The 23006-nt window shown below is 61.1% G+C and carries 17 protein-coding genes and 3 tRNA genes; all 20 read left to right on the top strand.

The genetic code is table 11. The features are described from left to right. The first annotated feature begins 97 nt into the window (after nucleotides 1-97). The 20 genes from ACZ89E_RS11940 to ACZ89E_RS11845 all read left to right on the top strand — a co-directional run bounded on the left by ACZ89E_RS11940 (nucleotide 98) and on the right by ACZ89E_RS11845 (nucleotide 22994). Nucleotides 98-658, top strand: coding sequence for a CvpA family protein (locus ACZ89E_RS11940; protein WP_149658888.1), 561 nt, complete (start codon nucleotides 98-100; stop codon nucleotides 656-658). Nucleotides 659-699: 41 nt separating this feature from the next. Then, on the top strand, nucleotides 700-2205 hold the full coding sequence (gene purF, locus ACZ89E_RS11935; protein WP_123512535.1) for an amidophosphoribosyltransferase: 1506 nt from the start codon (nucleotides 700-702) through the stop codon (nucleotides 2203-2205). A 175-nt stretch (nucleotides 2206-2380) separates the two neighbouring features. Continuing rightward, nucleotides 2381-3592, top strand: a complete 1212-nt coding sequence (locus ACZ89E_RS11930) for an O-succinylhomoserine sulfhydrylase (RefSeq protein WP_149658887.1) — start codon at nucleotides 2381-2383, stop codon at nucleotides 3590-3592. Next, complete coding sequence (locus tag ACZ89E_RS11925; protein ID WP_463260058.1) at nucleotides 3589-4362, top strand: SDR family oxidoreductase; 774 nt, start codon at nucleotides 3589-3591, stop codon at nucleotides 4360-4362. The genes ACZ89E_RS11930 and ACZ89E_RS11925 overlap by 4 nt, the downstream gene beginning before the upstream one ends. 198 nt (nucleotides 4363-4560) lie before the next feature. Beyond that, nucleotides 4561-4636, top strand: a tRNA-Val gene (locus tag ACZ89E_RS11920). 55 nt (nucleotides 4637-4691) lie between these two features. Then, nucleotides 4692-4768: transfer RNA gene (locus ACZ89E_RS11915), tRNA-Asp, on the top strand. A gap of 91 nt (nucleotides 4769-4859) precedes the next feature. After that, nucleotides 4860-4936, top strand: a tRNA-Asp gene (locus ACZ89E_RS11910). Nucleotides 4937-5318: 382 nt separating this feature from the next. Beyond that, nucleotides 5319-5828 (top strand): sigma-70 family RNA polymerase sigma factor, encoded by a 510-nt coding sequence (locus tag ACZ89E_RS11905; RefSeq protein ID WP_149658886.1) that lies wholly within the window; start codon nucleotides 5319-5321, stop codon nucleotides 5826-5828. Beyond that, nucleotides 5825-6775, top strand: a complete 951-nt coding sequence (locus tag ACZ89E_RS11900; RefSeq protein WP_476255717.1) for a FecR domain-containing protein — start codon at nucleotides 5825-5827, stop codon at nucleotides 6773-6775. Before ACZ89E_RS11905 ends, ACZ89E_RS11900 begins: the two co-directional genes overlap by 4 nt. 67 nt (nucleotides 6776-6842) lie before the next feature. Continuing rightward, on the top strand, nucleotides 6843-9266 hold the full coding sequence (locus ACZ89E_RS11895; RefSeq protein WP_476255716.1) for a TonB-dependent siderophore receptor: 2424 nt from the start codon (nucleotides 6843-6845) through the stop codon (nucleotides 9264-9266). A 362-nt stretch (nucleotides 9267-9628) separates the two neighbouring features. Next, complete coding sequence (locus ACZ89E_RS11890; RefSeq protein ID WP_463260062.1) at nucleotides 9629-11005, top strand: diaminobutyrate--2-oxoglutarate transaminase; 1377 nt, start codon at nucleotides 9629-9631, stop codon at nucleotides 11003-11005. 208 nt (nucleotides 11006-11213) lie between these two features. Continuing rightward, a complete protein-coding gene (locus tag ACZ89E_RS11885; RefSeq protein WP_476255715.1) occupies nucleotides 11214-12995 on the top strand; it encodes an IucA/IucC family protein in 1782 nt (593 codons plus the stop codon). Beyond that, nucleotides 12988-14190 (top strand): type III PLP-dependent enzyme, encoded by a 1203-nt coding sequence (locus tag ACZ89E_RS11880; RefSeq protein WP_476255714.1) that lies wholly within the window; start codon nucleotides 12988-12990, stop codon nucleotides 14188-14190. The genes ACZ89E_RS11885 and ACZ89E_RS11880 overlap by 8 nt, the downstream gene beginning before the upstream one ends. Continuing rightward, a complete protein-coding gene (locus tag ACZ89E_RS11875; RefSeq protein ID WP_476257045.1) occupies nucleotides 14187-15602 on the top strand; it encodes a DHA2 family efflux MFS transporter permease subunit in 1416 nt (471 codons plus the stop codon). The genes ACZ89E_RS11880 and ACZ89E_RS11875 overlap by 4 nt, the downstream gene beginning before the upstream one ends. 17 nt (nucleotides 15603-15619) lie before the next feature. Next, the gene (locus ACZ89E_RS11870) at nucleotides 15620-17479 is read left to right on the top strand and encodes an IucA/IucC family protein (RefSeq protein WP_476255713.1); all 1860 of its coding nucleotides are present in this window, start codon (nucleotides 15620-15622) and stop codon (nucleotides 17477-17479) included. Continuing rightward, nucleotides 17473-18246 carry an HpcH/HpaI aldolase family protein gene (locus ACZ89E_RS11865; RefSeq protein WP_476255712.1) on the top strand — a complete coding sequence of 258 codons (774 nt, stop codon included), beginning with the start codon at nucleotides 17473-17475 and terminating at the stop codon, nucleotides 18244-18246. Before ACZ89E_RS11870 ends, ACZ89E_RS11865 begins: the two co-directional genes overlap by 7 nt. Nucleotides 18247-18250: 4 nt before the next feature. Then, complete coding sequence (locus tag ACZ89E_RS11860) at nucleotides 18251-20080, top strand: IucA/IucC family protein (protein ID WP_476255711.1); 1830 nt, start codon at nucleotides 18251-18253, stop codon at nucleotides 20078-20080. Continuing rightward, nucleotides 20070-20984, top strand: a complete 915-nt coding sequence (locus ACZ89E_RS11855; RefSeq protein WP_476255710.1) for an ABC transporter substrate-binding protein — start codon at nucleotides 20070-20072, stop codon at nucleotides 20982-20984. Before ACZ89E_RS11860 ends, ACZ89E_RS11855 begins: the two co-directional genes overlap by 11 nt. Continuing rightward, nucleotides 20981-21970: a FecCD family ABC transporter permease gene (locus ACZ89E_RS11850; RefSeq protein ID WP_476255709.1), complete on the top strand. Its 990-nt coding sequence runs from the start codon at nucleotides 20981-20983 to the stop codon at nucleotides 21968-21970. The genes ACZ89E_RS11855 and ACZ89E_RS11850 overlap by 4 nt, the downstream gene beginning before the upstream one ends. Beyond that, on the top strand, nucleotides 21963-22994 hold the full coding sequence (locus tag ACZ89E_RS11845) for a FecCD family ABC transporter permease (protein WP_476255708.1): 1032 nt from the start codon (nucleotides 21963-21965) through the stop codon (nucleotides 22992-22994). Before ACZ89E_RS11850 ends, ACZ89E_RS11845 begins: the two co-directional genes overlap by 8 nt. Nucleotides 22995-23006: the final 12 nt, after the last annotated feature.

The following is a 23006-nucleotide window of genomic DNA, read 5'->3' as shown; positions in this document are numbered from 1 at the left end:
ACTATCGCCCCGATTTGAAATGCACTGACAATCGCAGCTTACCGATAAGCATGGGCTCTGCTAAAATGCGCCGCCTTATCCGTCTGTAGGCTGCACTGTGCCATTTACCTGGGTTGACTGGGCGATCGTTGCAATCGTCGCCATCTCCGCATTGATCAGTCTGAGCCGCGGCTTCGTCAAAGAAGCGTTATCGCTGGTGACCTGGATCATTGCAGGAGCTGTTGCCTGGATGTTCGGTGGTTCATTGTCCGAGTACCTCGCCGGATACATCGAAACGCCATCGGCCCGTGTGATCACGGGCTGCGCCATCATGTTTATCGCCACGTTAATCGTCGGCGCAATGATCAATTATCTTATCGGCGAATTGGTTCGTGTGACCGGGTTGTCCGGAACCGATCGATTCCTCGGCATGGCCTTCGGCGCCGCGCGTGGCGTGTTGCTGGTGGTCGTGGCGGTCGGGCTGTTGAGCCTGGGGCCGGTACAGCAGGACAGCTGGTGGAAAGAATCACAGCTCGTGCCAAAATTTTTATTGGTCGCAGATTGGTCCAAAAACCTGATTCTCGGGTGGAGCAGTCAGTGGCTTGCCAGCGGTATCAGCGTACCCGCTGAATTACCGTTCAAGGAGCACCTCTTGCCGACGGCCAAAACGCCTCAGTGAGTGGTGCTCAGTTCAGATCCATTAAGTAGGGGTTGCGTCGCATGTGTGGCATCGTCGGTATCGTCGGTAAGTCGAACGTCAATCAGGCGCTGTATGACGCGCTAACCGTGCTCCAGCACCGCGGCCAGGACGCTGCCGGTATCGTGACCAGCCATGATGGCCGGTTATTCCTGCGCAAGGACAATGGCCTGGTGCGTGACGTGTTCCATCAGCGTCACATGCAGCGCCTGGTCGGTCACATGGGCATTGGCCATGTGCGTTACCCGACCGCAGGCAGCTCGACCTCGGCCGAAGCTCAACCGTTTTACGTCAACTCGCCTTACGGCATCACCCTGGCGCACAACGGTAACCTGACCAACGTTGAACAGCTGGCCAAGGAGATTTACGAATCTGACTTGCGCCACGTCAACACCAACTCCGATTCGGAAGTGCTGCTCAACGTGTTCGCACACGAACTGGCCCAGCGCGGCAAGTTGCAGCCAACCGAAGAAGATGTATTCGCCGCCGTGACTGACGTGCACAACCGTTGCGTCGGTGGCTACGCGGTCGTGGCGATGGTCACCGGTTACGGCATCGTCGGTTTCCGCGATCCGCACGGCATCCGCCCGATCGTCTTCGGCCAGCGTCACACCGACGAAGGCGTCGAGTACATGATCGCCTCCGAAAGCGTGTCCCTGGACGTGCTCGGTTTCACCCTGATTCGCGACCTGGCGCCGGGCGAAGCGGTCTACATCACTGAAGACGGCAAGCTGCACACCCGTCAGTGCGCGACCAACCCGTCCCTGACCCCGTGCATCTTCGAACACGTCTACCTGGCGCGTCCGGACTCGATCATCGACGGCGTCTCGGTCTACAAGGCCCGCCTGCGCATGGGCGAGAAGCTCGCCGACAAGATCCTGCGTGAGCGTCCTGAGCACGACATCGACGTGGTCATCCCGATCCCGGACACCAGTCGTACCGCGGCCCTGGAGCTGGCGAACCACTTGGGCGTCAAGTTCCGCGAAGGCTTCGTGAAGAACCGCTACATCGGCCGGACCTTCATCATGCCGGGCCAGGCCGCACGGAAAAAATCCGTACGCCAGAAGCTCAACGCCATCGAACTGGAATTCCGCGGCAAGAACGTGATGCTGGTGGACGATTCCATCGTTCGCGGCACCACCTGCAAGCAGATCATCCAGATGGCCCGTGAAGCCGGCGCGAAAAACGTCTACTTCTGCTCCGCCGCGCCAGCCGTTCGCTACCCGAACGTCTATGGCATCGACATGCCGAGCGCCCACGAGCTGATCGCCCACAACCGTTCGACCCAGGACGTGGCTGACCTGATCGGCGCCGACTGGCTGATCTATCAGGACTTGCCTGACTTGATCGAAGCGGTCGGCGGCGGCAAGATCAAGATCGAGAAGTTCGATTGCGCGGTGTTCGACGGCCAGTACGTGACCGGCGACGTCGACGAGGCTTACCTGAACAAGATCGAGCAGGCACGTAACGATGCCTCCAAGGTCAAGACCCAGGCAGTCAGTGCGATCATTGATCTGTATAACAACTGAGTAACTACCGGCCTGTATCTGTAGGAGCGAGGCTTGCCCGCGAAGGCGGTGTCACAGGCAACAGTGATGTTGAATGTGGCGACCCCTTCGCGGGCAAGCCTCGCTCTTACAATAACGGGTGTCCCCCTCCAGGCCGGTTTTGTATCTACTACCGAGCAAGGCAAGGAGTGACAGCATGAGTCAGGATTGGGATGCCGGTCGGCTGGACAGCGACCTCGATGGCGTAGCGTTCGATACCCTGGCCGTACGCGCCGGTCAGCACCGTACGCCGGAAGGCGAACACGGTGATCCGATGTTCTTCACTTCCAGCTATGTTTTCCGTACCGCAGCCGACGCGGCGGCGCGTTTTTCCGGTGAAGTGCCGGGCAACGTTTACTCGCGCTATACCAACCCGACCGTGCGTGCGTTCGAAGAGCGTATCGCCGCGCTGGAAAGCGCTGAGCAAGCGGTGGCCACGGCCACCGGCATGGCCGCGATCATGGCGGTGGTGATGAGCCTGTGCAGCGCCGGTGACCACGTGCTCGTTTCGCGCAGTGTGTTCGGTTCGACCATCAGCCTGTTCGAGAAGTACTTCAAGCGCTTTGGCATTGAAGTCGATTACGTGCCTCTGGCGGACTTGTCCGGCTGGGATGCGGCGATCAAGGCCAACACTAAATTGCTGTTCGTCGAATCGCCATCCAACCCGCTGGCCGAGTTGGTGGACATCGCCGAACTGTCGAACATCGCTCACGCCAAGGGCGCGATGCTGGTGGTCGACAACTGCTTCTGCACCCCGGCCCTGCAACAACCGTTGAAGTTGGGCGCGGACATCGTCGTGCACTCGGCGACCAAGTTCATCGACGGCCAGGGCCGTTGCATGGGCGGCGTGGTCGCGGGTCGTAGCGAACAGATGAAAGAAATCGTCGGTTTCCTGCGCACCGCCGGGCCGACCCTCAGCCCGTTCAATGCCTGGATCTTCCTCAAGGGCCTCGAAACCCTGAACCTGCGGATGAAGGCGCACTGCGCCAACGCCCAGCAACTGGCCGAGTGGCTGGAGCAGCAGGACGGCATCGAGAAAGTCCATTACGCCGGTCTCAAGAGCCATCCGCAGCACGAACTGGCCTTGCGTCAGCAGAAAGGCTTCGGCGCGGTCGTGAGTTTTGAAGTCAAGGGCGGCAAAGAGGGCGCCTGGCGCTTTATCGATGCGACCCGTTTGATTTCCATCACCGCCAACCTCGGTGACACCAAGACCACCATCACCCACCCGAGCACCACCTCCCACGGCCGTCTGGCGCCGCAAGAGCGTGAAGCCGCGGGGATCCGTGACAGCCTGATCCGCATTGCGGTCGGCCTGGAAGACGTGGCCGACCTGCAAGCCGATCTGGCGCGCGGTTTGGCTGCCTTGTGATCGAGTTGTCGACGCCGAGTACAGGCACCCATGGCCGCGTTGCGCTGGTCACCGGTGCCGCGCGGGGCATTGGCCTGGGCATCGCGGCCTGGCTGATCAGCGAAGGCTGGCAGGTGGTGCTGACGGACCTGGATCGCGTGCGCGGTTCGAAAGTGGCGAAGGTGCTGGGCGACAACGCCTGGTTCATCGCCATGGACGTGTCGAACGAAGGGCAGGTGGCATTGGGCGTCGCAGAGGTCTTGGGGCAGTTCGGGCGCCTGGATGCGCTGGTGTGCAATGCGGCGGTCGCCGACCCGCACAACATCACTCTTGAAAGCCTCGACCTGGCGTACTGGAACCGTGTATTGGCGGTCAACCTCAGTGGGCCGATGTTGCTGGCCAAGCACTGTGCGCCGTACCTGCGCGCCCACAACGGTGCGATCGTCAACCTGGCCTCGACCCGCGCCGGGCAGTCGGAACCGGACACCGAGGCTTACGCGGCGAGCAAGGGCGGACTGTTGGCCCTCACTCACGCGTTGGCGATCAGCCTGGGGCCGGAGATCCGCGTCAATGCGGTCAGCCCAGGCTGGATCGATGCCCGGGACCCGGCTGCACGGCGTGCAGATCCCCTGACCGATGCCGACCATGCCCAGCATCCGGCGGGCAGGGTAGGGACGGTCGAGGACGTGGCGGCGATGGTGGCGTGGCTGTTATCGCGCAACGCCGGTTTCGTCACGGGCCAGGAGTTCGTGGTCGATGGCGGCATGACCAAGAAGATGGTCTACGCGTAGAGAGCTGTAAGTTTCTAGCGGCAAGCTGCAAGTAAAGGCGACCACGTGCAGGCTTGAATACGCAATCCTGCTTTTACTTGTCGCTTGTAGCTTGCGACTTGAAGCTGCCTTCTTGCAGCTATTTTGAAAAAACTTCAATCCTGCTATTGACTTAGGTTCGCTACCTGCGTAAATTTCGCGGCCTCGGAGATGCAAACCGGGTGATTAGCTCAGCTGGGAGAGCGTCTGCCTTACAAGCAGAATGTCGGCGGTTCGATCCCGTCATCACCCACCACTTCCGAGAGTCTTGCGAAAGCAAGATGGAAGCTTTTAAAAGCCTCCACCGACGCGCAGCGGTAGTTCAGTCGGTTAGAATACCGGCCTGTCACGCCGGGGGTCGCGGGTTCGAGTCCCGTCCGCTGCGCCATATTTGCGAAGCAGGTTTTACCTGGTTCGAGATTGAAAGCCTCGAAGCTTTCAGTCAGACGAGTTACTTGGACGCAAGTCCAAAGCGATACGCAGCGGTAGTTCAGTCGGTTAGAATACCGGCCTGTCACGCCGGGGGTCGCGGGTTCGAGTCCCGTCCGCTGCGCCATATCTGCCTCAAGGCCCACTGAACGCCTTGGAGCTACGAAGAAAAGCCGCTGGCTGACTTCGAGTCGATAGCAAAGACCCTGGTCGAAAGACCGGGGTTTTTTGTGTCTGCGATTTGGCTTTTCCTTCCTTCGCCCTGGCCTTCAGGGATTCGCATCCGCCGACCCAGCGCGGATCAGCAATGAATTCTGACGTTTCGTGATAATTCCCCTCAATGGCCCGCAGCCCTGACCAACCGGTGCTTACGCGCCGTAATCCCCCTCTGTCAGTCACTTATTCAAGTATTTACTGGGTGCAAACCGCACAAAGCGCTTTATTTGAAGTCCCATCACTAATTAGAATGAGTCGCATTTAAAATATTTCTTCGCGCAGGGTTCCTTTAGATGAGTGATGCAGCGATGCCGACGGGGCAAACCTTCCACGACCTGTACCGCGACCACCGTGGCTGGCTGGAAAGCTGGTTGAGTCGACGCATGGGCAATGGCTGTGATGCGGCGGACCTCAGTCAGGATACGTTCGTGCGCTTGCTCGCCAGCTCCCAGCGCATCGCAGACCTGCAAGAACCCCGCGCCTACCTGGCCACCGTCGGCAAGCGACTGCTGACCAACTTCTACAAGCGCCGAAGCCTCGAACAAGCCTACCTCAATGCCTTGGCGTTGCTGCCGGAGGACTGCGTGCCGTCCCCGGAACAGCGCTGGATCCTCCTCGAAACCCTGCAAGCCCTGGACGAATTGCTCGATGGCTTGCCAAGCCCGGTGCGACGAGCGTTTCTCTGGAGCCAGCTGGAAGGCCTGGGCTACTCGGAAATCGCCGAACGCCTGCAAGTCTCCGAGCGCACGATCAAGCGCTACATGGCTCAGGCCTACGAACATTGCCTGCTGGTGGAGCTGTGATCGGTTCGCCACCGTCAGCCGAAGCCCGCCAGGTTGTGCGGGCCGCCGCGCAGTGGCTGGCGCTGATGGAGTCCGGTAGCGCCAACGAGAGGGATCGCGCCAACCTGCAGAGCTGGCGCGATAGCCATTCCAGCCACGAGCAGGCCTGGCAGAAAGCGCAAATGCTGCGCCAACGCTTTGCCGATTTGCCGCCGGCACTGGCCATGGCCAGTCTGGATCGCCCACAAGCCAGTCGGCGCACGGTGCTCAAGCGCGCCGTCGGCGCCGTGGCGCTGGTGCCGACCGCGTGGCTGATCAGTCGGCAGTTGCCCCTGGACGTCTGGCGCGCCGACCTGCGCACCGCGACCGGGGAGGGCAAGAAAGTCCAATTGGCCGATGGCAGCTCGTTGCAGCTGAACACGGCCACCGCCGTCGACATCGACCTGAAAAACCGCCTGCTGAAACTCGTAGAGGGTGAAATCGCGCTGAAGGTGCCTGGGACCTCCCCGCTGAGGATCCAGACGCGCTTCGGGCAAGTGCTCGTCAGTCAGAGCGAAGTGTGCGTGCATCAGGGCCAGACGGGCTGCAAGGTGTCGGTACTCAAAGGTTCTGTGCAGTTGCAGCCGTTGCGCGGGCCGGTGTTTTCATTGCGCGGTGGCCAGCAAGTCAGTCTTCAAGCGACGGGCGCCGGCAACGTGGAGCCTTTCGACGTGCTCGCCCCAGGCTGGCGCGACGGTGTATTGATGGCGCAGAACCAGCCACTGGGGGATTTCCTGCGCGAACTCAGCACTTATCGTCCGGGCATATTGCGTTGGGAGCCGGAACTGGAATCCCTGCGCGTCACCGGCAGTTTCCGCTTGGAAGACACTGATCGCATCCTTGCATTGTTAGCGGCCAGCCTGCCGCTGGAGGTGCATTCGCGTACGCGTTATTGGGTAACGCTGCTGCCGCGCAAAAATATTGCTTAGGGCGTGTCCCCTTTTTTTGCGTCGCTTGTCATTCAAGGCAAGTGAAACGAAATCAGAGAGATTCTCAATGCCCGCAGTGATGCCTTGCAGTACGCGTCTGACTCCCTCCAGGCTGCGCCCGTTGTTGCACTTGAGTCTGTTGTTGAGCCTGAGTGCCTGTCCGTTGTTCATCACTGCCGGTTGGGCCGCAGATGCGTCCAAACGCAGCTACCAAGTGCCCGCAGGCAGCCTCAGCGCCGCACTGACCCGCTTCGCCGGGTTGGCCGGGGTCAATCTGTCGGTGGACCCGGCGCTGGTCAGCGGGCGCAACAGCCCGGGGCTGTCCGGTGACTTCGCGGTCGAGGAGGGCTTTGCCCGGTTGTTGCAGGGTTCCGGTCTGCAATTGCAGCCGGTGGGGGATCAGGCCTACATCCTGACCCCGGCACCAGACGCCGGCAGCCTGCAACTGGCGCCGACTTCGATTCTGGGTGCCACAGGCGGGTCGGACGCCGAGGTCTATGCCGGTGGCCAGGTCGCGCGTAAAGGCTCACAAGGCTTGCTCGGCTCCAAAGACTTCATGGAAACGCCGTTCAGCATGACCACCTACACCGCCGAAGCGGTGAAGAACCAGCAGGCGAGGACCTTGGGCGACCTGGTGGCCAGCGATCCATCGGTTCGCGCGACCAACCCGGCGGGTGGGCGTTATGAGCAATTCACCATTCGCGGGCTCAGCCTGTTCAACAGTGACGTTTCCTACAACGGCCTCTACGGCGTCCTGCCGACCTATACGATCGATATGGAAATGGCCGACCGCGTCGACATCATCAAAGGCCCGAGCCAGCTCATCAACGGCATCTCGCCGCGTGGCAGCGTCGGTGGCGGGATCAACGTGGTGCCCAAGCGCGCCACCGACAAGCCGATCACCTCGTTCACCGGCAGCTACGCCTCCAATAACCAACTCGGTGGCGCGGTGGATATCGGCCGGCGCTTTGGTGAAGACGACAAGTTCGGCATTCGTTTCAACGGCGTGAAGCAGTCCGGCGACACCGAATGGGATCACCAGAGTGTCGACCGCGACATGGCCGTGCTGGGCCTGGATTTTCGCGGTGAACGCTTGCGCCTCTCGACGGACGTCGGCCACACCGAGCGTGATACCGATGCGCCGCAGGAGCGTGTGATCGTCGGTGCCAACGCCCAGGTTCCCCATGCCAGCGAAGTGCGCAACAACTATGCGCAGCCCTGGAGCAAGGCGCGGACCAAGGACACCTTCGGCACGTTCAGTGGTGAGTTCGATGTCAGCGATTCGGTCATGCTGTACGGCGGCGTGGGCGCACGTAAAAGTAATCATGACTTTCTGCGTCACGCCGTTTCCGTCACCAACGACGCCGGCGATTTCAGCGTCCAGCCCCGTGACTTCACCCGTGACGAGAATGTCCGCACAGGCAATTTTGGCGTACGCAACTGGTTCCATACCGGTCCGGTAAGCCATGAAATCAACCTGGCGGCCAGCTACTACTACATGGACTTCGAAAACGGCGGCGCCCGTTATGCCTCCGCCCCCAGCAACCTCTACAACCCGGTAGAAACCCCGACGCCCAACAGACCTACGCGACAGGATCCGAAGGTCTACACCGAGAACCGTTCCACCGGCGTGGCGCTGTCCGACACCCTGGGCTTCTTCGATGACCGCGTGCTGCTGACCCTCGGCGCCCGCTGGCAGCGCGTGAAGGTTGACGACTGGACCGATAACGTCAGAGGCGACACCGCCTACGATGAAGAAAAGGTTTCGCCGTCGGGCGGCATTCTGTTCAAGGCCACCGACAAGCTGTCGCTGTATGCCAACTACATGGAAGGCCTGAGCCAGGGCAAGATCGCACCGTCGACCTCGGTCAACGAAGACGAAATCTTCCCGCCGTTCATCAGCCGTTCGGTCGAGGTTGGCGCCAAGTACGATGCGGGTCCGTTCGCCGTGACCGCCGCCGTGTTCCGCATCAAGCAACCGGCCTACGAGACCAACGCCAACACGCGGGTGTTCGGCCCGAACGGCAAACGCGAAAACACCGGTGTGGAAGTGAGCATGTTCGGCGAACCGCTCGATGGCTTCCGCCTGCTCGGTGGCGTCATGTACATCGACAGTGAGTTGAAAAAGACCACCGATGGCCTCTTCGACGGCAACCGCGCACCAGCCACGCCGAAATACAACGTCAACCTCGGCGCCGAATATGACGTGCGCAGTGTGCAAGGCCTGACCCTGACCAGCCGCGCCATCTATTCCAGCTCGCAGTACCTGGACCAGTCCAACGTCAAGGAAATCGACGCCTGGACGCGCATGGACGTCGGCGCTCGCTATGCGTTCAAGGTCGACGACAAGAACATCACCCTGCGCGGCAATATCGAGAACGTGGCGAACAAGCGCTACTGGAGTTCCGCCGGGGCTTCGGATGACAGCGAGCCAGGCTTGACGCTGTCGACACCACGAACCTATCTGCTGTCGGCGACTGTCGACTTCTAAATCGATGCAACCGTGCGCTGCGCCACAAGGAAGGGCGCCGTCGGTTGTTTCATCCGTTTATTCCTGCAGAGGAAACATCCTATGTCCATCTTCACTTGATGATCTATCGCGATACTTTTCTATAAGTTAGTGCCTGTTCGAAGGTAATAACAAAGTTGTCAGATTTATAACAAGAACATGGCCGGATAATGGCACTGGTGATCGCTTGAACAAGTTCCCATAACTTGTGGTTTTGTGTGCGTGAACGGTTTTAATAACCGATTATCGAGTTGTGTAAATATTCCCAGAAAGAGCGATCAAACAGTTGCGTCATTTTGTAAATGGGAATAGTTTTCATATCGAAACTTATCGAGGATAAACCGATGTTGAATGATGGCGTATTGCACTCTAATCCATTGCAAAAAACCAATGCCGACTATCTGGCTCGACAAAGCAAGTTCGAATCCAATGTACGCAGTTATCCACGCAAGTTACCACTGGCAATCGCCAAGGCCCACGGAGTATGGGTCACCGACGTCGAAGGCAATAGTTACCTCGACTGCCTCGCCGGCGCTGGCACCTTAGCCTTGGGCCACAATCACCCGGCCATCATGGCCAGCCTCGACAGTTTCCTCGCCTCGGGCCTGCCGATGCACACGCTGGACCTGACCACCGTGGTCAAGGACGCCTTCAGCGAAACCCTGCTCAGCCTGTTGCCGAACCGGGGCCGCGATTACTGCCTGCAATTCTGCGGGCCGTCCGGGGCGGATGCGGTGGAGGCGGCGCTGAAACTGGCCAAGACCTATACCGGGCGCAACAACATCATCAGTTTCTCCGGCGCCTACCATGGCATGACCCACGGCGCCCTGGCCCTGACCGGCAATACTGCGCCGAAAAATGCTATCGCCAGCCTGATGCCCGGGGTGCAGTTCATGCCATTCCCCCACGAATACCGTTGCCCGCTGGGGATTGGCGGTGAGGCCGGGGTCGAGGCGCTGACCCACTATTTCACCCAGTTCATTGAAGACGTCGAAAGCGGCGTGTCACTGCCGGCAGCGGTCATTCTTGAGGCCGTGCAAGGCGAGGGCGGCGTCAACTGTGCCCCGGCGAGCTGGCTGCGGGCGATTCGCGAGGTAACGCACAAGCACGGCATCCTGCTGATTCTCGACGAAGTGCAGACCGGTTTCGGTCGCACCGGCAAGATGTTTGCCTTCGAACACGCTGAAATCGAACCCGACCTGATCGTCATGTCCAAAGCCGTCGGTGGCGGTTTGCCGATGGCAGTGCTGGGCATCCGTCGCGAGTTCGACGCCTGGGAGCCCGGCAACCACGCCGGCACTTTCCGCGGCAACCAGATGGCCATGGCCGCCGGGCTCGCGACATTGCAGGTGCTGCAACAGCAAAACCTCGCTGGCCAGGCCGAACGCCGTGGCCAGTGGCTCAAGGACCGACTGGTGGAGTTGCAAGCGCATTACCCGGCGCTTGGCCAGGTGCGCGGTCGCGGCCTGATGCTGGGCATCGAGATCGTCGATGAACGTGAGCCGGCGGATCGCCACGGGCATTTCCCGATGGACCCGGCACTGGCCGTGGCCATTCAGCAACAGTGCTTTAAACAAGGTCTGCTGCTGGAACGCGGCGGACGCAAGGGCAATATCATCCGCTTGTTGCCGCCCTTGATTATCGATGATGAACAATGCCAGCAAGTGATCCAGCGTTTTGATAACGCCATGGCCGCCGCTTTATTGCAATTGCGTCCTTGAGTATTTAATCGAAGTGTTTAACACATCGCCAAGTTGCAGTTTGATGACGCTGGCGCGCATCACTTTGGTCGTCGTCTGATTGTTTAAAAGGTTCAGTGAAGTGAAGTCGTTACGTGGGGTTTCGTCGGCCATTAAAACGGTCGATCAACAACTAATTTTTTCGCCATATAACGTGTCCAGTGGCCTCGCGGGCTACGGTGGAGCACCCATGAATCATCCAAATCGCAGTGTTTTACCGAATATGGTCAGCGAGCTGGCGACAACGTGCGCGTTGCTTAATTGTTTAATTAAAGAGTTCGCCTTGCCGGAAAACTGCCTCAGTTACAGTTGGCCGACACAGATGCAAGGCATCGCCCCGGGCAGTTACCTCGAAGGCCTGGAATGGAAGGGCATTCCCCTGACCATCAACCTGCCCAACCAGCAGCAGTTCTTTGTGATGGTGGACCGTCGTGATGGGCTGGGCAGTCACCGTTACCTGTCGGACGTCTACGCCCGGCGCGGTGAAGGCGACTGGTCGAGCCTGCGGTTTGCCGAGTTCGTCGAGCAGTTGCTCGCCGCGTGCGAACACATGACCCGCGCCAGCAACGACGAGTTGCTGGATCAGGTGTTGCAGAGCCAGTTGCTGACCGCCGCTATCGTCGGCCACAACACGCCGATGGACGCCGACCCGCTCAGCTGTTACCTGGCCAGCGAGCAGGGCTTGTGGTTTGGTCATCCGAACCACCCGGCGCCCAAGGCGCGGCTGTGGCCGGCGCATCTGGCCCAGGAAACCTACGCCCCGGAATTCCAGGCGCGCACCGCGATGCACTTGTTCGAGGTGCCGATGGAAGGGTTGAACGTGGGTGCCAATGGCTTGAGCAAAGCCCAGGTGCTGGCCGGTTTTGCCGATCAGTCCCAGGCCCGGCCGGGGCACGCGGTGATCTGCATGCACCCGGTGCAGGCGCAACTGTTTATGCAGGACGGTCGGGTGCAACGTCTGTTGAAAGACAAAGACATCGTCGACCTGGGCGCCACGGGTCTGATGGCCAACCCCACGGCGTCGATCCGCACCTGGTACATCGAAGGTCATGAGTTCTTTATCAAGGGCTCGCTGAACGTGCGCATCACCAATTGCGTCAGGAAAAACGCCTGGTACGAGTTGGAAAGCGCGCTGATGATCGACCGTATTTTCCGCAACCTGCAACTGACCCAGCCCGAGACCCTCGGCGGGTTGTCGGTAGTGGCCGAACCGGGCCTGCTGAGCTGGGCGCCGCACAGCGCCAGCGAAGCCGATAACCATTGGTTCCGCGAACAGACCGGGGCGATCCTGCGCGAGAACTTCTGCCTCGACACCGGCACCGACTGCAGCATCATGGCCGGTACGCTGTTCGCCCGGGGCCTGCATTTGCGGCCGTTGGTCCACGAATTCCTCACCCGCTTCAACGGCAACGACATCGACGATCAGCAGTTGTTGAGCTGGTTCGACGACTATCAAGCGCTGTTGCTGCGCCCGGTGCTGGCGCTGTTCTTCAACCATGGCATCGTCATGGAACCGCACCTGCAAAACAGCGTGCTGGTGCACGACAACGGTCGCCCGCAACGCCTGCTGCTGCGGGATTTCGAAGGGGTGAAACTGACCGAGGAACTGGGTGCGTCGAAGATCGACAGCGACGTTCATCCGCGGGTCCGCGAGTCGCTGCTCTATTCCCGCCAGCAGGGCTGGAACCGCATCGTCTATTGCCTGTTCGTCAACAACCTGTCCGAGGCCGTGCTGGCCCTGAGCTGGGAGCGCCCGCACCTGGCACCGCTGATGTGGCAACGGGTCGAGCAGCAACTGATCAGCATCCGCGCCGAATTGAGCCGCGCGGCACCGGAGCTGGATGCGCTGATCGCCGGCCAACCGATTGCCTGCAAAACCAACCTCAAAGTGCGGCTGGCGGCCAAGGCGGATCGTCAGGCCGGCTACGTCACGCTGGTGTCCCCATGGGGCAAGGAGGCTCAGCATGGATAAGCTGCCCGCCACGGTATTGGCCGCCATCGACGAAGCCCGCACACAACAGGAAGATCCGTTGGCGCTGTTCATCTATGACCTGGACGCCTTGAAACAACACGTGACTCAGGTGATGGCGGCGCTGCCCAAAGGCGTCGAGCTGTACTACGCGATCAAGGCCAACAGCGAACCGCAGATCCTCGCCACCGTCGCGCCGTTGGTGGACGGGCTTGAGATCTCCTCTGGCGGCGAGATCGATCGCGTCCAGGCCTGCCCAACGCCCAAGCCCTTCATCTTCTCCGGCCCCGGCAAACTGGATTCCGATCTGCGCTCGGCCTTGCAGCATCAGGTCGAAGCGATCCACATCGAAAGCCTGAATGAAATCGTCCGCCTGCAACGACTGGCGCTGGAAGCGGGGCGGGTGCAGGACGTGTTGCTGCGGATTAACCCGGAACTGCCGGCGCCGCTGTCGAGCAAACTGGCGATGGCCGGCACTGCGACGCCGTTCGGCATTGATGAGTCAGAACTGGCCCAGGCCGTTAGCTGGGTGGATAACGCCAGTCATCTGCGGCTCAAGGGCTTTCATGTGCATGCGATGTCCCATCAGTCGCTGGTGGAACGCCACGAACAACTGCTCGACCTGTACCTGGAACGCTGGCCGCAATGGAAGGCGTTGTCGGCCAGTCCGGCGACGATTACTCACCTCAATGTCGGCGGCGGCATCGGTGTGAATTACCTCGGTCCGCAGCAGTTTGATTGGCAGCGCTTGTGCGCGCACCTGGGGCAGTCCCTGGCGGCGTGTGCCGATGCGCCGATTGTGCGTTTCGAGCCCGGTCGCTTCATCAGCGCTTATTGCGGCTACTACGCCATTGAAGTGCTGGACAGCAAAACCAGTCATGGCAAGCACTTCCTGGTCTGTCGCGGCGGCACCCATCACTTCCGTCTGCCGGTGGCTCAGGGGCACGATCACCCGGTCATTCATCTGCCCCGAAACCCTGTAACGCCGGGCGCGGTGGCGCAGAAATGGACCGTGGTCGGGCAACTCTGCACGCCCAAGGATGTGCTGAGTCGCGATTGCCCGCTGACTGGCGTCGAGGTCGGCGACATGCTGGTGCTGCCGCTGGCCGGCGCCTACGGCTACAACATCTCCCACGCTGATTTCCTCTGCCATCCACGACCGCCGCAGCTGTTTGCAGGAGGCGCCTCTTGGGTTTGACGGTGGCCGCTCCGCGCTGGCTGGTGGTGGTCAATGTGCTGTTGGGCACCTTGACCGTCAGCCTCAACAACAGCTCGCTCAACCCGGCGTTGCCGGCGTTCATGACCGCTTTCGACATCGGCCCGGTGCTGGCGACGTGGATCGTCGCCGCGTTCATGGTGAGCATGGGCATGACCATGCCGCTCACCAGTTTTCTCAGCCAGCGGGTAGGGCGCAAGCGCCTGTACCTGTGGGGCGTGGCGTTGTTTGTCTGCGGCTCGCTGATGGGCGCTTTCGCCAACTCCATCGCATTGGTGATCACCGCTCGCGTGGTGCAAGGGATTGCCAGCGGGCTGATGATTCCGTTGTCGCTGGCGATCATCTTTTCGGTGTATGCCAAGGGCGAGCGCGGCCGGGTCACCGGTTTGTGGGGTGCAGCGGTGATGCTGGCGCCGGCATTGGGGCCGTTGTGCGGCAGCCTGATGCTGGAGTGGTTCAGCTGGCGTTCGTTGTTCCTGATGAATGTGCCGATCGGCATTGTCGCGCTGATGCTTGGCGTGGCGGTGCTGCCGGCGTCGGAAGCGTCCGAGCGCAAACCGTTCGACCTGGCGGGTTACCTGCTGATTGCGGCGGGCATTGGCCTATTGATGATTGCGGTCGGTCGTTTGCGCCACGCTGATGCTCTGACGGATCCGCTCAACCTCGGCATGTTGCTGGCGGCCATCGTCTGTCTGGTCGCTTTCGTGAAGCTGGAACTGAACCGCACCTCGCCGCTGCTCAACCTGCGCATCTTCGCCCTGCGGGGTTATCGCCTGAGCGTGATCATCGCCGTGGTGCAGTCGGTCGGCATGTTCGAGTGCCTGGTGTTGTTGCCGCTGCTGGTGCAAGTGGTGATGGGCTACAGCGCGATCTGGACCGGTTTGTCGCTGCTGTGCACGGCGGCGTTTGCCAGCCTGTTCGGCAACCTTGGCGGTCGCTGGCTGGATCGATACGGGCCACGGGGTGTGGTGCTTTGGGGCTTGCTGATGACCGGCGCCGCGACGCTCGGCCTGGGCCTGCTCGGCGCTGGGTCCTCCATCGCCTCGGTGTTCTTCCTGATGATGGTGCGCGGCGCCGGACTCGGGCTGTCGTACATCCCGATCACCACCGCCGGGCTCAACGCCTTGCCCGAACCGATGGTCACGCAAGGCGCGGCGATGAACAACATTTCCCGACGCCTTGTGTCATCGCTGGCCATCGTCATTGCTTCGCTGTGGCTCGAGTTTCGCCTGGGGGAGGGGCTTGATTCCGCCGCCACGCCAGGAGCGATCAGCGAAGTGTTCATGGCCACCGGCCTCCTGGTTTTGCTGGCGCTGCCCTGCGCCTGGCGTTTTCCCGTACATGAACCCGACGAGCCGGCCGAGGCATTGCCCTCGGCCCTCGAACACCGTTAATTCTTTAATCGATAGGTATGACCATGGCGACCTCCTCTCAGGCAACACCTCAGGCTCCAGGCGTCTGGCTGGCGACCACCGACACCCAGCGCTACCAACAAGTGGAACAGCGGGTGGTCGGGCAACTGCTGCAAACCCTGCTGTATGAAAACGTGCTGCCATATCGCCACTCACTGCTGAGTGGCAGTCAATACCGGTTTGTCGTCAGCGGCATCGATGCGCAGCAACAGCCCGTGGAGTACCACTGCACCGGTTTGCTCAGCGCCAGTTTCGAACTGATCCGCCTCGATTACCCGAGTCTTGAGCGCGTGGATGCCAACGGCAAACACAGCCAACCGCACTTGCATCAAGCCTTGGCCGAATTGCTGAGTGAGCTTCAGGACAGCCCACACCTGCCGCGCTTCACCCATGAACTGGAACAGACCCTGCTCAAGGACCTGCAATCGCGCAGCCAGGGTTATCAAGCGGCCATACCAAGCCACCAACTGGACGTCGATGCGCTGGAACAGCACTTCATGGACGCCCACAGCTATCACCCTTGCTACAAATCGCGCATCGGTTTTTCGCTGAAAGACAACGCCAATTACGGGCCAGAGTTCGCCACGCCGGTGGCCATCGTCTGGCTCGCCGTGGCGAAAACCTGCGGGGCGATGAACATCTCCCAGCACCTAAATTACAACGACTTCATCCAGCAGGAATTCGGCCTTCAACGCTGGCAAGCACTGGCTGAAAGCCTCACCGACCAAGGCAAGTCCATGGGCGATTACTGGCTGATGCCGGTGCATCCATGGCAGTGGGAAAACGTCGTCGTCCCGGTGTTCTACCCGGAACTGGTCAGCGGTGAAATCATCCACCTGGGCACTACGGATGATCGCTACAAAGCGCAGCAATCGATCCGCACCCTGGCCAACGTCACGGACAAACAGCGGCCCTACGTCAAGCTCGCGCTGAGCATGACCAACACCTCCAGCACGCGCATTCTGGCGCGGCACACGGTGATGAACGGCCCGATCATCACCGACTGGCTGCACCAGTTGATACGCAGCGACAGCACCGCCCGCGACCTCGGTTTTGTGATTCTCGGCGAAGTGGTCGGCGTCAGTTTCGATTACGACCATTTGCCCGCCACGCGCATGTCCCAAGCCTACGGCACCCTGGGCACCCTGTGGCGCGAAAGCATTCATCAATACCTGGAAGCCGACGAGCAAGCGGTACCGTTCAACGGTTTGAGCTCGGTGGACAATCGCTACGGCGACGGTGAACAGACGCCGTTTATCGATGCCTGGATCCAGCAATACGGCCTGCACGCCTGGACCCGTCAACTGGTGCAGGTCGCGGCATCGCCGATCATTCACATGCTCTACGCCGAAGGCATCGGCATGGAATCCCACGGCCAGAACATCGTCCTCATCGTCAAGCAGGGGTGGCCGCAACGCATCGCCCTGAAAGACTTCCACGACGGCGTGCGTTATTCGCCGCAGCACCTCGGCCGTCCCGACCTGGCCCCGAGCCTGGTGCCGCTGCCCGCCAGCCACGCCAAGCTCAACCGCAACTCGTTCATCCTTACCGACGACGTGGATGCGGTGCGCGACTTCTCCTGTGATTCGTTCTTCTTCATCGCCATGGCCGAGATGGCGATCTTCCTGCTCCAACACTATCAACTGGCGGAAAGCGAGTTCTGGCAGATGACGGCTGAGGTCGTCACCGGTTACCAGGAAGCACACCCGCAACACCGCGCGCGTTATGAAGCATTTGATGTGTTCGCGCCGTTCTATGAGGTCGAGGAACTGACCAAGCGTCGTCTGTTGGGCGATGGCGAACGTCGGTTCAAAAAGGTGCCGAACCCGCTGCACGCCTTCCGGCCGCAATCATGCTGAGGACCAATCTGCTCAAGCAGAAACTCCAGAACGGTGAGTCGGCCTACGGGCTGATCAGCTCGATTCCGTCGCCGGCATCCATCGAACTGATTGCCGAAGCCGGGTTCGATTTCGTGATCATCGACATGGAGCACGTGCTGATCAACCCGGAAACCGTGGAGCACATGATCCGCACCGCCGAGAGCTACGCGCTCACGCCGCTGGTGCGGGTCGCGGACCTCAACCCGAAGACCCTGCTGCGCCTGCTCGATGGCGGCGCCCAGGGCATCGTGTTGCCGATGATCGAAAGTCCCGAGTCCCTGGCCGAAAGCATCCGCGCCTGCAAATACCACCCGCTGGGCGGCCGCAGTCTGAATGCCGGGCGTCCCGGTGCGTTTGGCAAGCACAGCCTCGCGGAATACATCGGCCTGGCCAATGAGCAAATCATGATCGTGGCGATGATCGAGAGCGCCGAAGGTGTGCGGCGCGCGGCGGAAATTGCCGCCGTGCCGGGGCTGGACATGATCCTTGAAGGGGCGGCGGATTTGTCGCAATCGATGGGCCTGCCGTGGCAGATCGACCGCCCCGAAGTACAAGCGGCGCTGCTCAGTGCCTGGCAAGCCGCTAACGCTGCGGGCGTGCCGTACTGCGCGATTCCACGCCAGCCGGGTGACCACGAACGCTGGTTGGCTCGCGGCGTTAACAGTTTTGTTTTGGGTGACGAGCGTGGCATCGCTTTTCGTGCCCTCCAGGCCAAGTTGGCCGCCACTTCAGCAGAAGGAAAATAACCCGATGAACTTCACCACAATGGCCGCCGACAGGGTGATGCAGGATCTGGTCGATTGTTTGCTGGCCGAACACTTTTTCGGGACCGAACCGCTGAACCTGACGGCGCCCGCTGCCGATCAGCCGTTTACCGGGTTGAGTGCCGAACAGCGCATCTGGGAATGGCGCGGTTCAATCCTCGTCGCCCTGCGCCCCGGCATCACTCAGGTCTGGGAGAAAGTACCGGGCACGCCGGTGTTGGGTCGTGAAAATGGTCAACTGACCGAACTGTCGCCCGAAGCGTTCATGACCCAAGTGCTGGCCGGGATGACCGACCGCTATCAGGACAATGAAAAGGGCTTTGCGCTGTTCCTCGACGTGCTACGCACCAGCGTGCGCCAGACCGAGTTATCCCTGGCCCATCGGGTCAACAGCGAGCACTTGCTGGAAAAGAGCAACGCCGACTTTTTCCTGACCATGGAGCAATGGGCGTCGCTGCGTGATCGTCCTTACCATCCGCTGGCCAAAGCCAAACAGGGGTTGAACGACGCGGAATATCAGCACTACCAAGCCGAATTTGCCCGGCCAGTGGCGCTCAATTGGGTCGCCATCGACCGCACCTTGCTGCAATGCGGCGACGGCGTGACCGACCTGGCGCAACAAAGTCCCGCCGACTACTTGTTGCCATTCGCGCTGCACGCCGGCCTGCAACACGAGATGCAGCAACGGGGCATTTACGAGAGCCATATCGCGCTGCCGGTGCATCCGTGGCAGTTCGATCATGTGCTGGAAGCGCAACTCGGCGACGCTTTCGCCAAAGGTGACTGCCAGCGCCTGGACTTCACCGACGGTGACTTCTTCGCCACCTCGTCCTTGCGCTCGATGACCCCGTGCTTCAACAGCGCCGACTACCTGAAGTTGCCGATGGCGATCTATTCCCTCGGTGCTTCGCGTTACCTGCCGGCAGTAAAAATGATCAACGGCGGCTTGAGTGAAAAGCTGCTGCGTCAAGGCTTGGACAAAGACGAAACTCTGCAACAGAAACTGCACCTGTGCGATGAAACCAAGTGGTGGGCGTTCATGCCGCCGGACGCGACCCTGTTCGACGAAGCGCCGCGTCATCTGGCGGCGATGGTCCGTGGCTATCCGCCGGCGCTGTTGGAAGATAAAGACACCCGCCTGATCCCCATGGCCGCCCTTGGTACGCCGCTGCCGGGCAGCAACCAGCACTTCTTCGATGACTGGATGAGCTACCGCCAACTGCCGGACAATGCCGCGTCGGTGATGACCCTGTTCCGCGAGCTGGCTCACAGCTTCTTCGACATCAACCTGCGGATGTTCCGCATCGGCATGCTCGGCGAGATCCACGGGCAAAACGCGGTGCTGGTGTGGAAGGCCGGTCATGCCCAAGGCTTGCTGCTGCGCGATCACGATTCGCTGCGCATCTTCGTGCCGTGGCTGGAACGCAACGGTCTCGCCGACCCGGCGTATCGACTGAAGAAGGGCCACGCCAACACGCTGTATCACGAGCGTGCGGAAGACCTGTTGTTCTGGTTGCAGACCCTGGGCATCCAGGTCAACTTCCGCTCCATCATCGAAACCCTGGCGCTGGTATACGCCTTGCCGGAACGCGGTTTGTGGACCGCGATGGGCGAAGTGTTGAACGAGTTGATTGACACCATCGACTTCGACCCCGAAGCTCGCGCGATGATTAAACAGCAATTGTTCGAAGCACCCCACTGGCCGCAAAAACTGCTGCTCACGCCAATGATCGAGCGCGCGGGCGGCCCCGGCAGCATGCCGTTCGGCAAAGGCCATGTGGTGAACCCCTTCCACCGGTTGAATAATGAAGCCTGAACCACGATGTCAGCCCACCAGGCGCACGCTGTTGCGCCTGTCCTTGGGCGTGCTTGCACTCCGGTATTCGCTACCGGCATGGGCGCAAACCGACGCCGCGCCGCTGCGGGTGATCACCTTGTTTCAAGGGGCCACCGACAGCGCCGTGGCGTTGGGCGTTACGCCGTGCGGCATTGTTGATTCCTGGAGCGAAAAACCGACCTACCACTATTTGCGTTGGGCGTTGGAGCAGGTGCCCCATGTCGGGCTGGAAACCCAGCCGAGCCTTGAAGACATCGCGCTGCTGAAGCCGGACGTGATCGTCGCCTCGCGCTTTCGCCATGAACGCATCGCCCCGTTGCTCAAGCAGATCGCCCCGGTGGTGATGCTGGACGAGGTCTTCGAGTTCAAGAAGACCTTGGCGCTGATGGGCATCGCCCTGTACCGCCAGCAGCAAGCCGATGAGTTGCTCGGCCAATGGCAACAGCGTGTGGCGCAACTGCGCCTGCAATTGCAGCAGACGTTCGCCGGGCGCTGGCCGCCGACGGTGTCGATTCTGGATGTGCGCGAAGACCACATCCGCAGCTATTTGCCGGCGAGTTTTCCGGGCTCGGTCATCACCGAGTTGGGCTTTGATTGGAGCGAAGCGAGCAGGGCGGCGACAGGGGTGTCGATCAAACTCACCAGCAAGGAAAGCCTGGCGGTGGTGAATGCCGATATTTTCTTCATCTTCTTGCGCGCGGAGAAAGCGGCAGTGCAGCGAAACTACGAAAGCCTGGTGCAGCACCCGCTGTGGCAGCAAATGCGCGCTCCGCAGCAAGGGCAGGTGTGGCGGGTCGACGGCGTGGCCTGGAGCCTGTCCGGCGGCATGCTCGGCGCGAACCTGATGCTCGATGACGTGGCGCGTCTGGTCGCTGCCTCATGAGCAACGGGTTAAAGATGTGGAGCGCGGGCGTGGTGTTGCTGTTGAGTTGCGTACTGAGCTTGGCGGTCGGCGCGACGTGGATTCCGTTGTCGCAGGTTTTCGCCGCGTTTGTGCATCCCGATCCGTTGAGCGTCAGCCATGTGCTGGTGACCACCACGCGCCTGTCGCGGACCTTGATGGCCATGGCGGTGGGCGCGAGCCTGGCGGTGGCCGGCGCCTTGATGCAGGCCTTGACGCGCAATCCCCTGGCGTCCCCCGGCCTGTTCGGGATCAACGCCGGGGCGACGTTTTTTATCATCCTCGGTTCCTCGCTGTTCGCCCTGGCGTCCCCGGATGCGTGGCTGTGGTGCGCGTTTCTCGGTGCGGCGGTGGCGGGCACTCTGGTGTGGCTGATCGGCAACATGGGGCAGGGCAGCCTCAGCCCATTGCGCATCGTGCTCGCGGGCGCGGCGATGGCGGCGCTGTTTTCCGCGTTCAGCCAGGCGTTGCTGGTGGTGAATCAGGATGGGCTGGACACGGTGCTGTTTTGGCTCGCGGGGTCGCTGACCGAACGCAGCTTGTCGGTCGCTGCACCGTTGCTGCTGTGTGGTGTGCTCGGCTTGTTCGGGTCGATGTTGCTGGCGGGGCAGGTCAATGTGCTGAACGCGGGCGAAGAGATTGCCACTGGCCTCGGACAGCGCACGGGTTTGATCCGCTTGATGATGGCGGTGCTGGTGGTGTGTCTGGCGGGCAGTGCCGTGGCGTTGGCCGGCAGTATCGGGTTTATCGGTTTGCTGGTGCCGCACATGGTGCGCAAGGGCTTGTCCATCGACCATCGCTGGATGTTGCCGGGGTGTGCGCTGTTGGGTGCGATTGTGCTGTTGCTGGCGGATACGTTGTCGCGGGTGTTGATCCTGCCGCAAGAGGTGCCGGTGGGCGTCATGACCGCGCTGTTCGGCGCGCCGTTTTTCATTCTGTTGGCGCGGCGTGGAGGTCGTTATGGATAAGGTCCTGACCTGGCGGCGCAGCGGGTTTTCCCGGCGGATCAATGTCGCGACGTTGTGGCGGCTGTTGGCCGCCGTGATGGTGACGGCGCTGATCATGCTTGGCTCGCTGTCCTTGGGCAAAGTCATGCTCTCGCCGCTGGAAGTACTGCGGATCTTGCTGTCGAGCCAGGACGCGAGCCTGACGTTTATCGTCGAGCAACTGCGCTTTCCGCGCCTGCTGCTGGCGGCATTGGTGGGGGCGGCGTTGTCGGTGTCCGGGCTGATCCTGCAAAGCATTATTCGCAACCCGTTGGCCTCGCCGGATTTGCTCGGTATCACCAGCGGCGCCAGTGCGGCGGCGGTGTTGTACCTGTCGTTCTTCTCGGTGGCGCTGGGTCAGCAGTATCTGCCGCTGGCGGCGATGCTCGGCGCCGGGCTGGCGGCATTGGCGATCTATCTGTTGGCCTGGAAACAAGGGACTTCACCGCTGCGGCTGGTGTTGATCGGCGTCGGCATCTCCGCGATGTTGACCGCCGCCACCACCTTCATTCTGGTGTTCAGTCCCTTGACCACGACCCTGTCCGCCTATGTCTGGCTGACCGGTAGCGTGTACGGGGCCAGTTGGCCGGAACCGTTGGCATTGGGTTCGTGGTTGCTGGGCATTTGTCCGCTGCTGGTGTTCCTGGCGCGGCAGGTGATGGTGCAACAACTGGATGACAGCCTCGCCCAGGGCATCGGTGTACGCGTGCAATGGCTGCGCGCCGGTTTGTTGCTGGTCAGCGTGGCGTTGGCCGGGGCGGCGATTGCCTGGGGCGGGGCGATTGCGTTTGTCGGGCTGATAGCGCCGCACATTGCCAAGCGCCTGGTGGCGTCGGGGTTTGGCGGTCAAGCGGTGATGGCGGCGCTGGTTGGGGCCAATCTTGTGGTGCTCGCCGACCTCGCCGGGCGCACGCTGTTTTTGCCGCTGGACCTGCCTGCCGGCATTTTCGTCGCCGTGCTCGGCACACCCTTTTTTCTCTACCTGTTGATTAAACAACGTCATTAAGGAATTTCACGT

This window comes from Pseudomonas sp. TE3899, from assembly GCF_056279105.1.
Note: the sequence above shows the minus strand (reverse complement) of the source record. Positions and strands in the feature narration are given on the sequence as shown.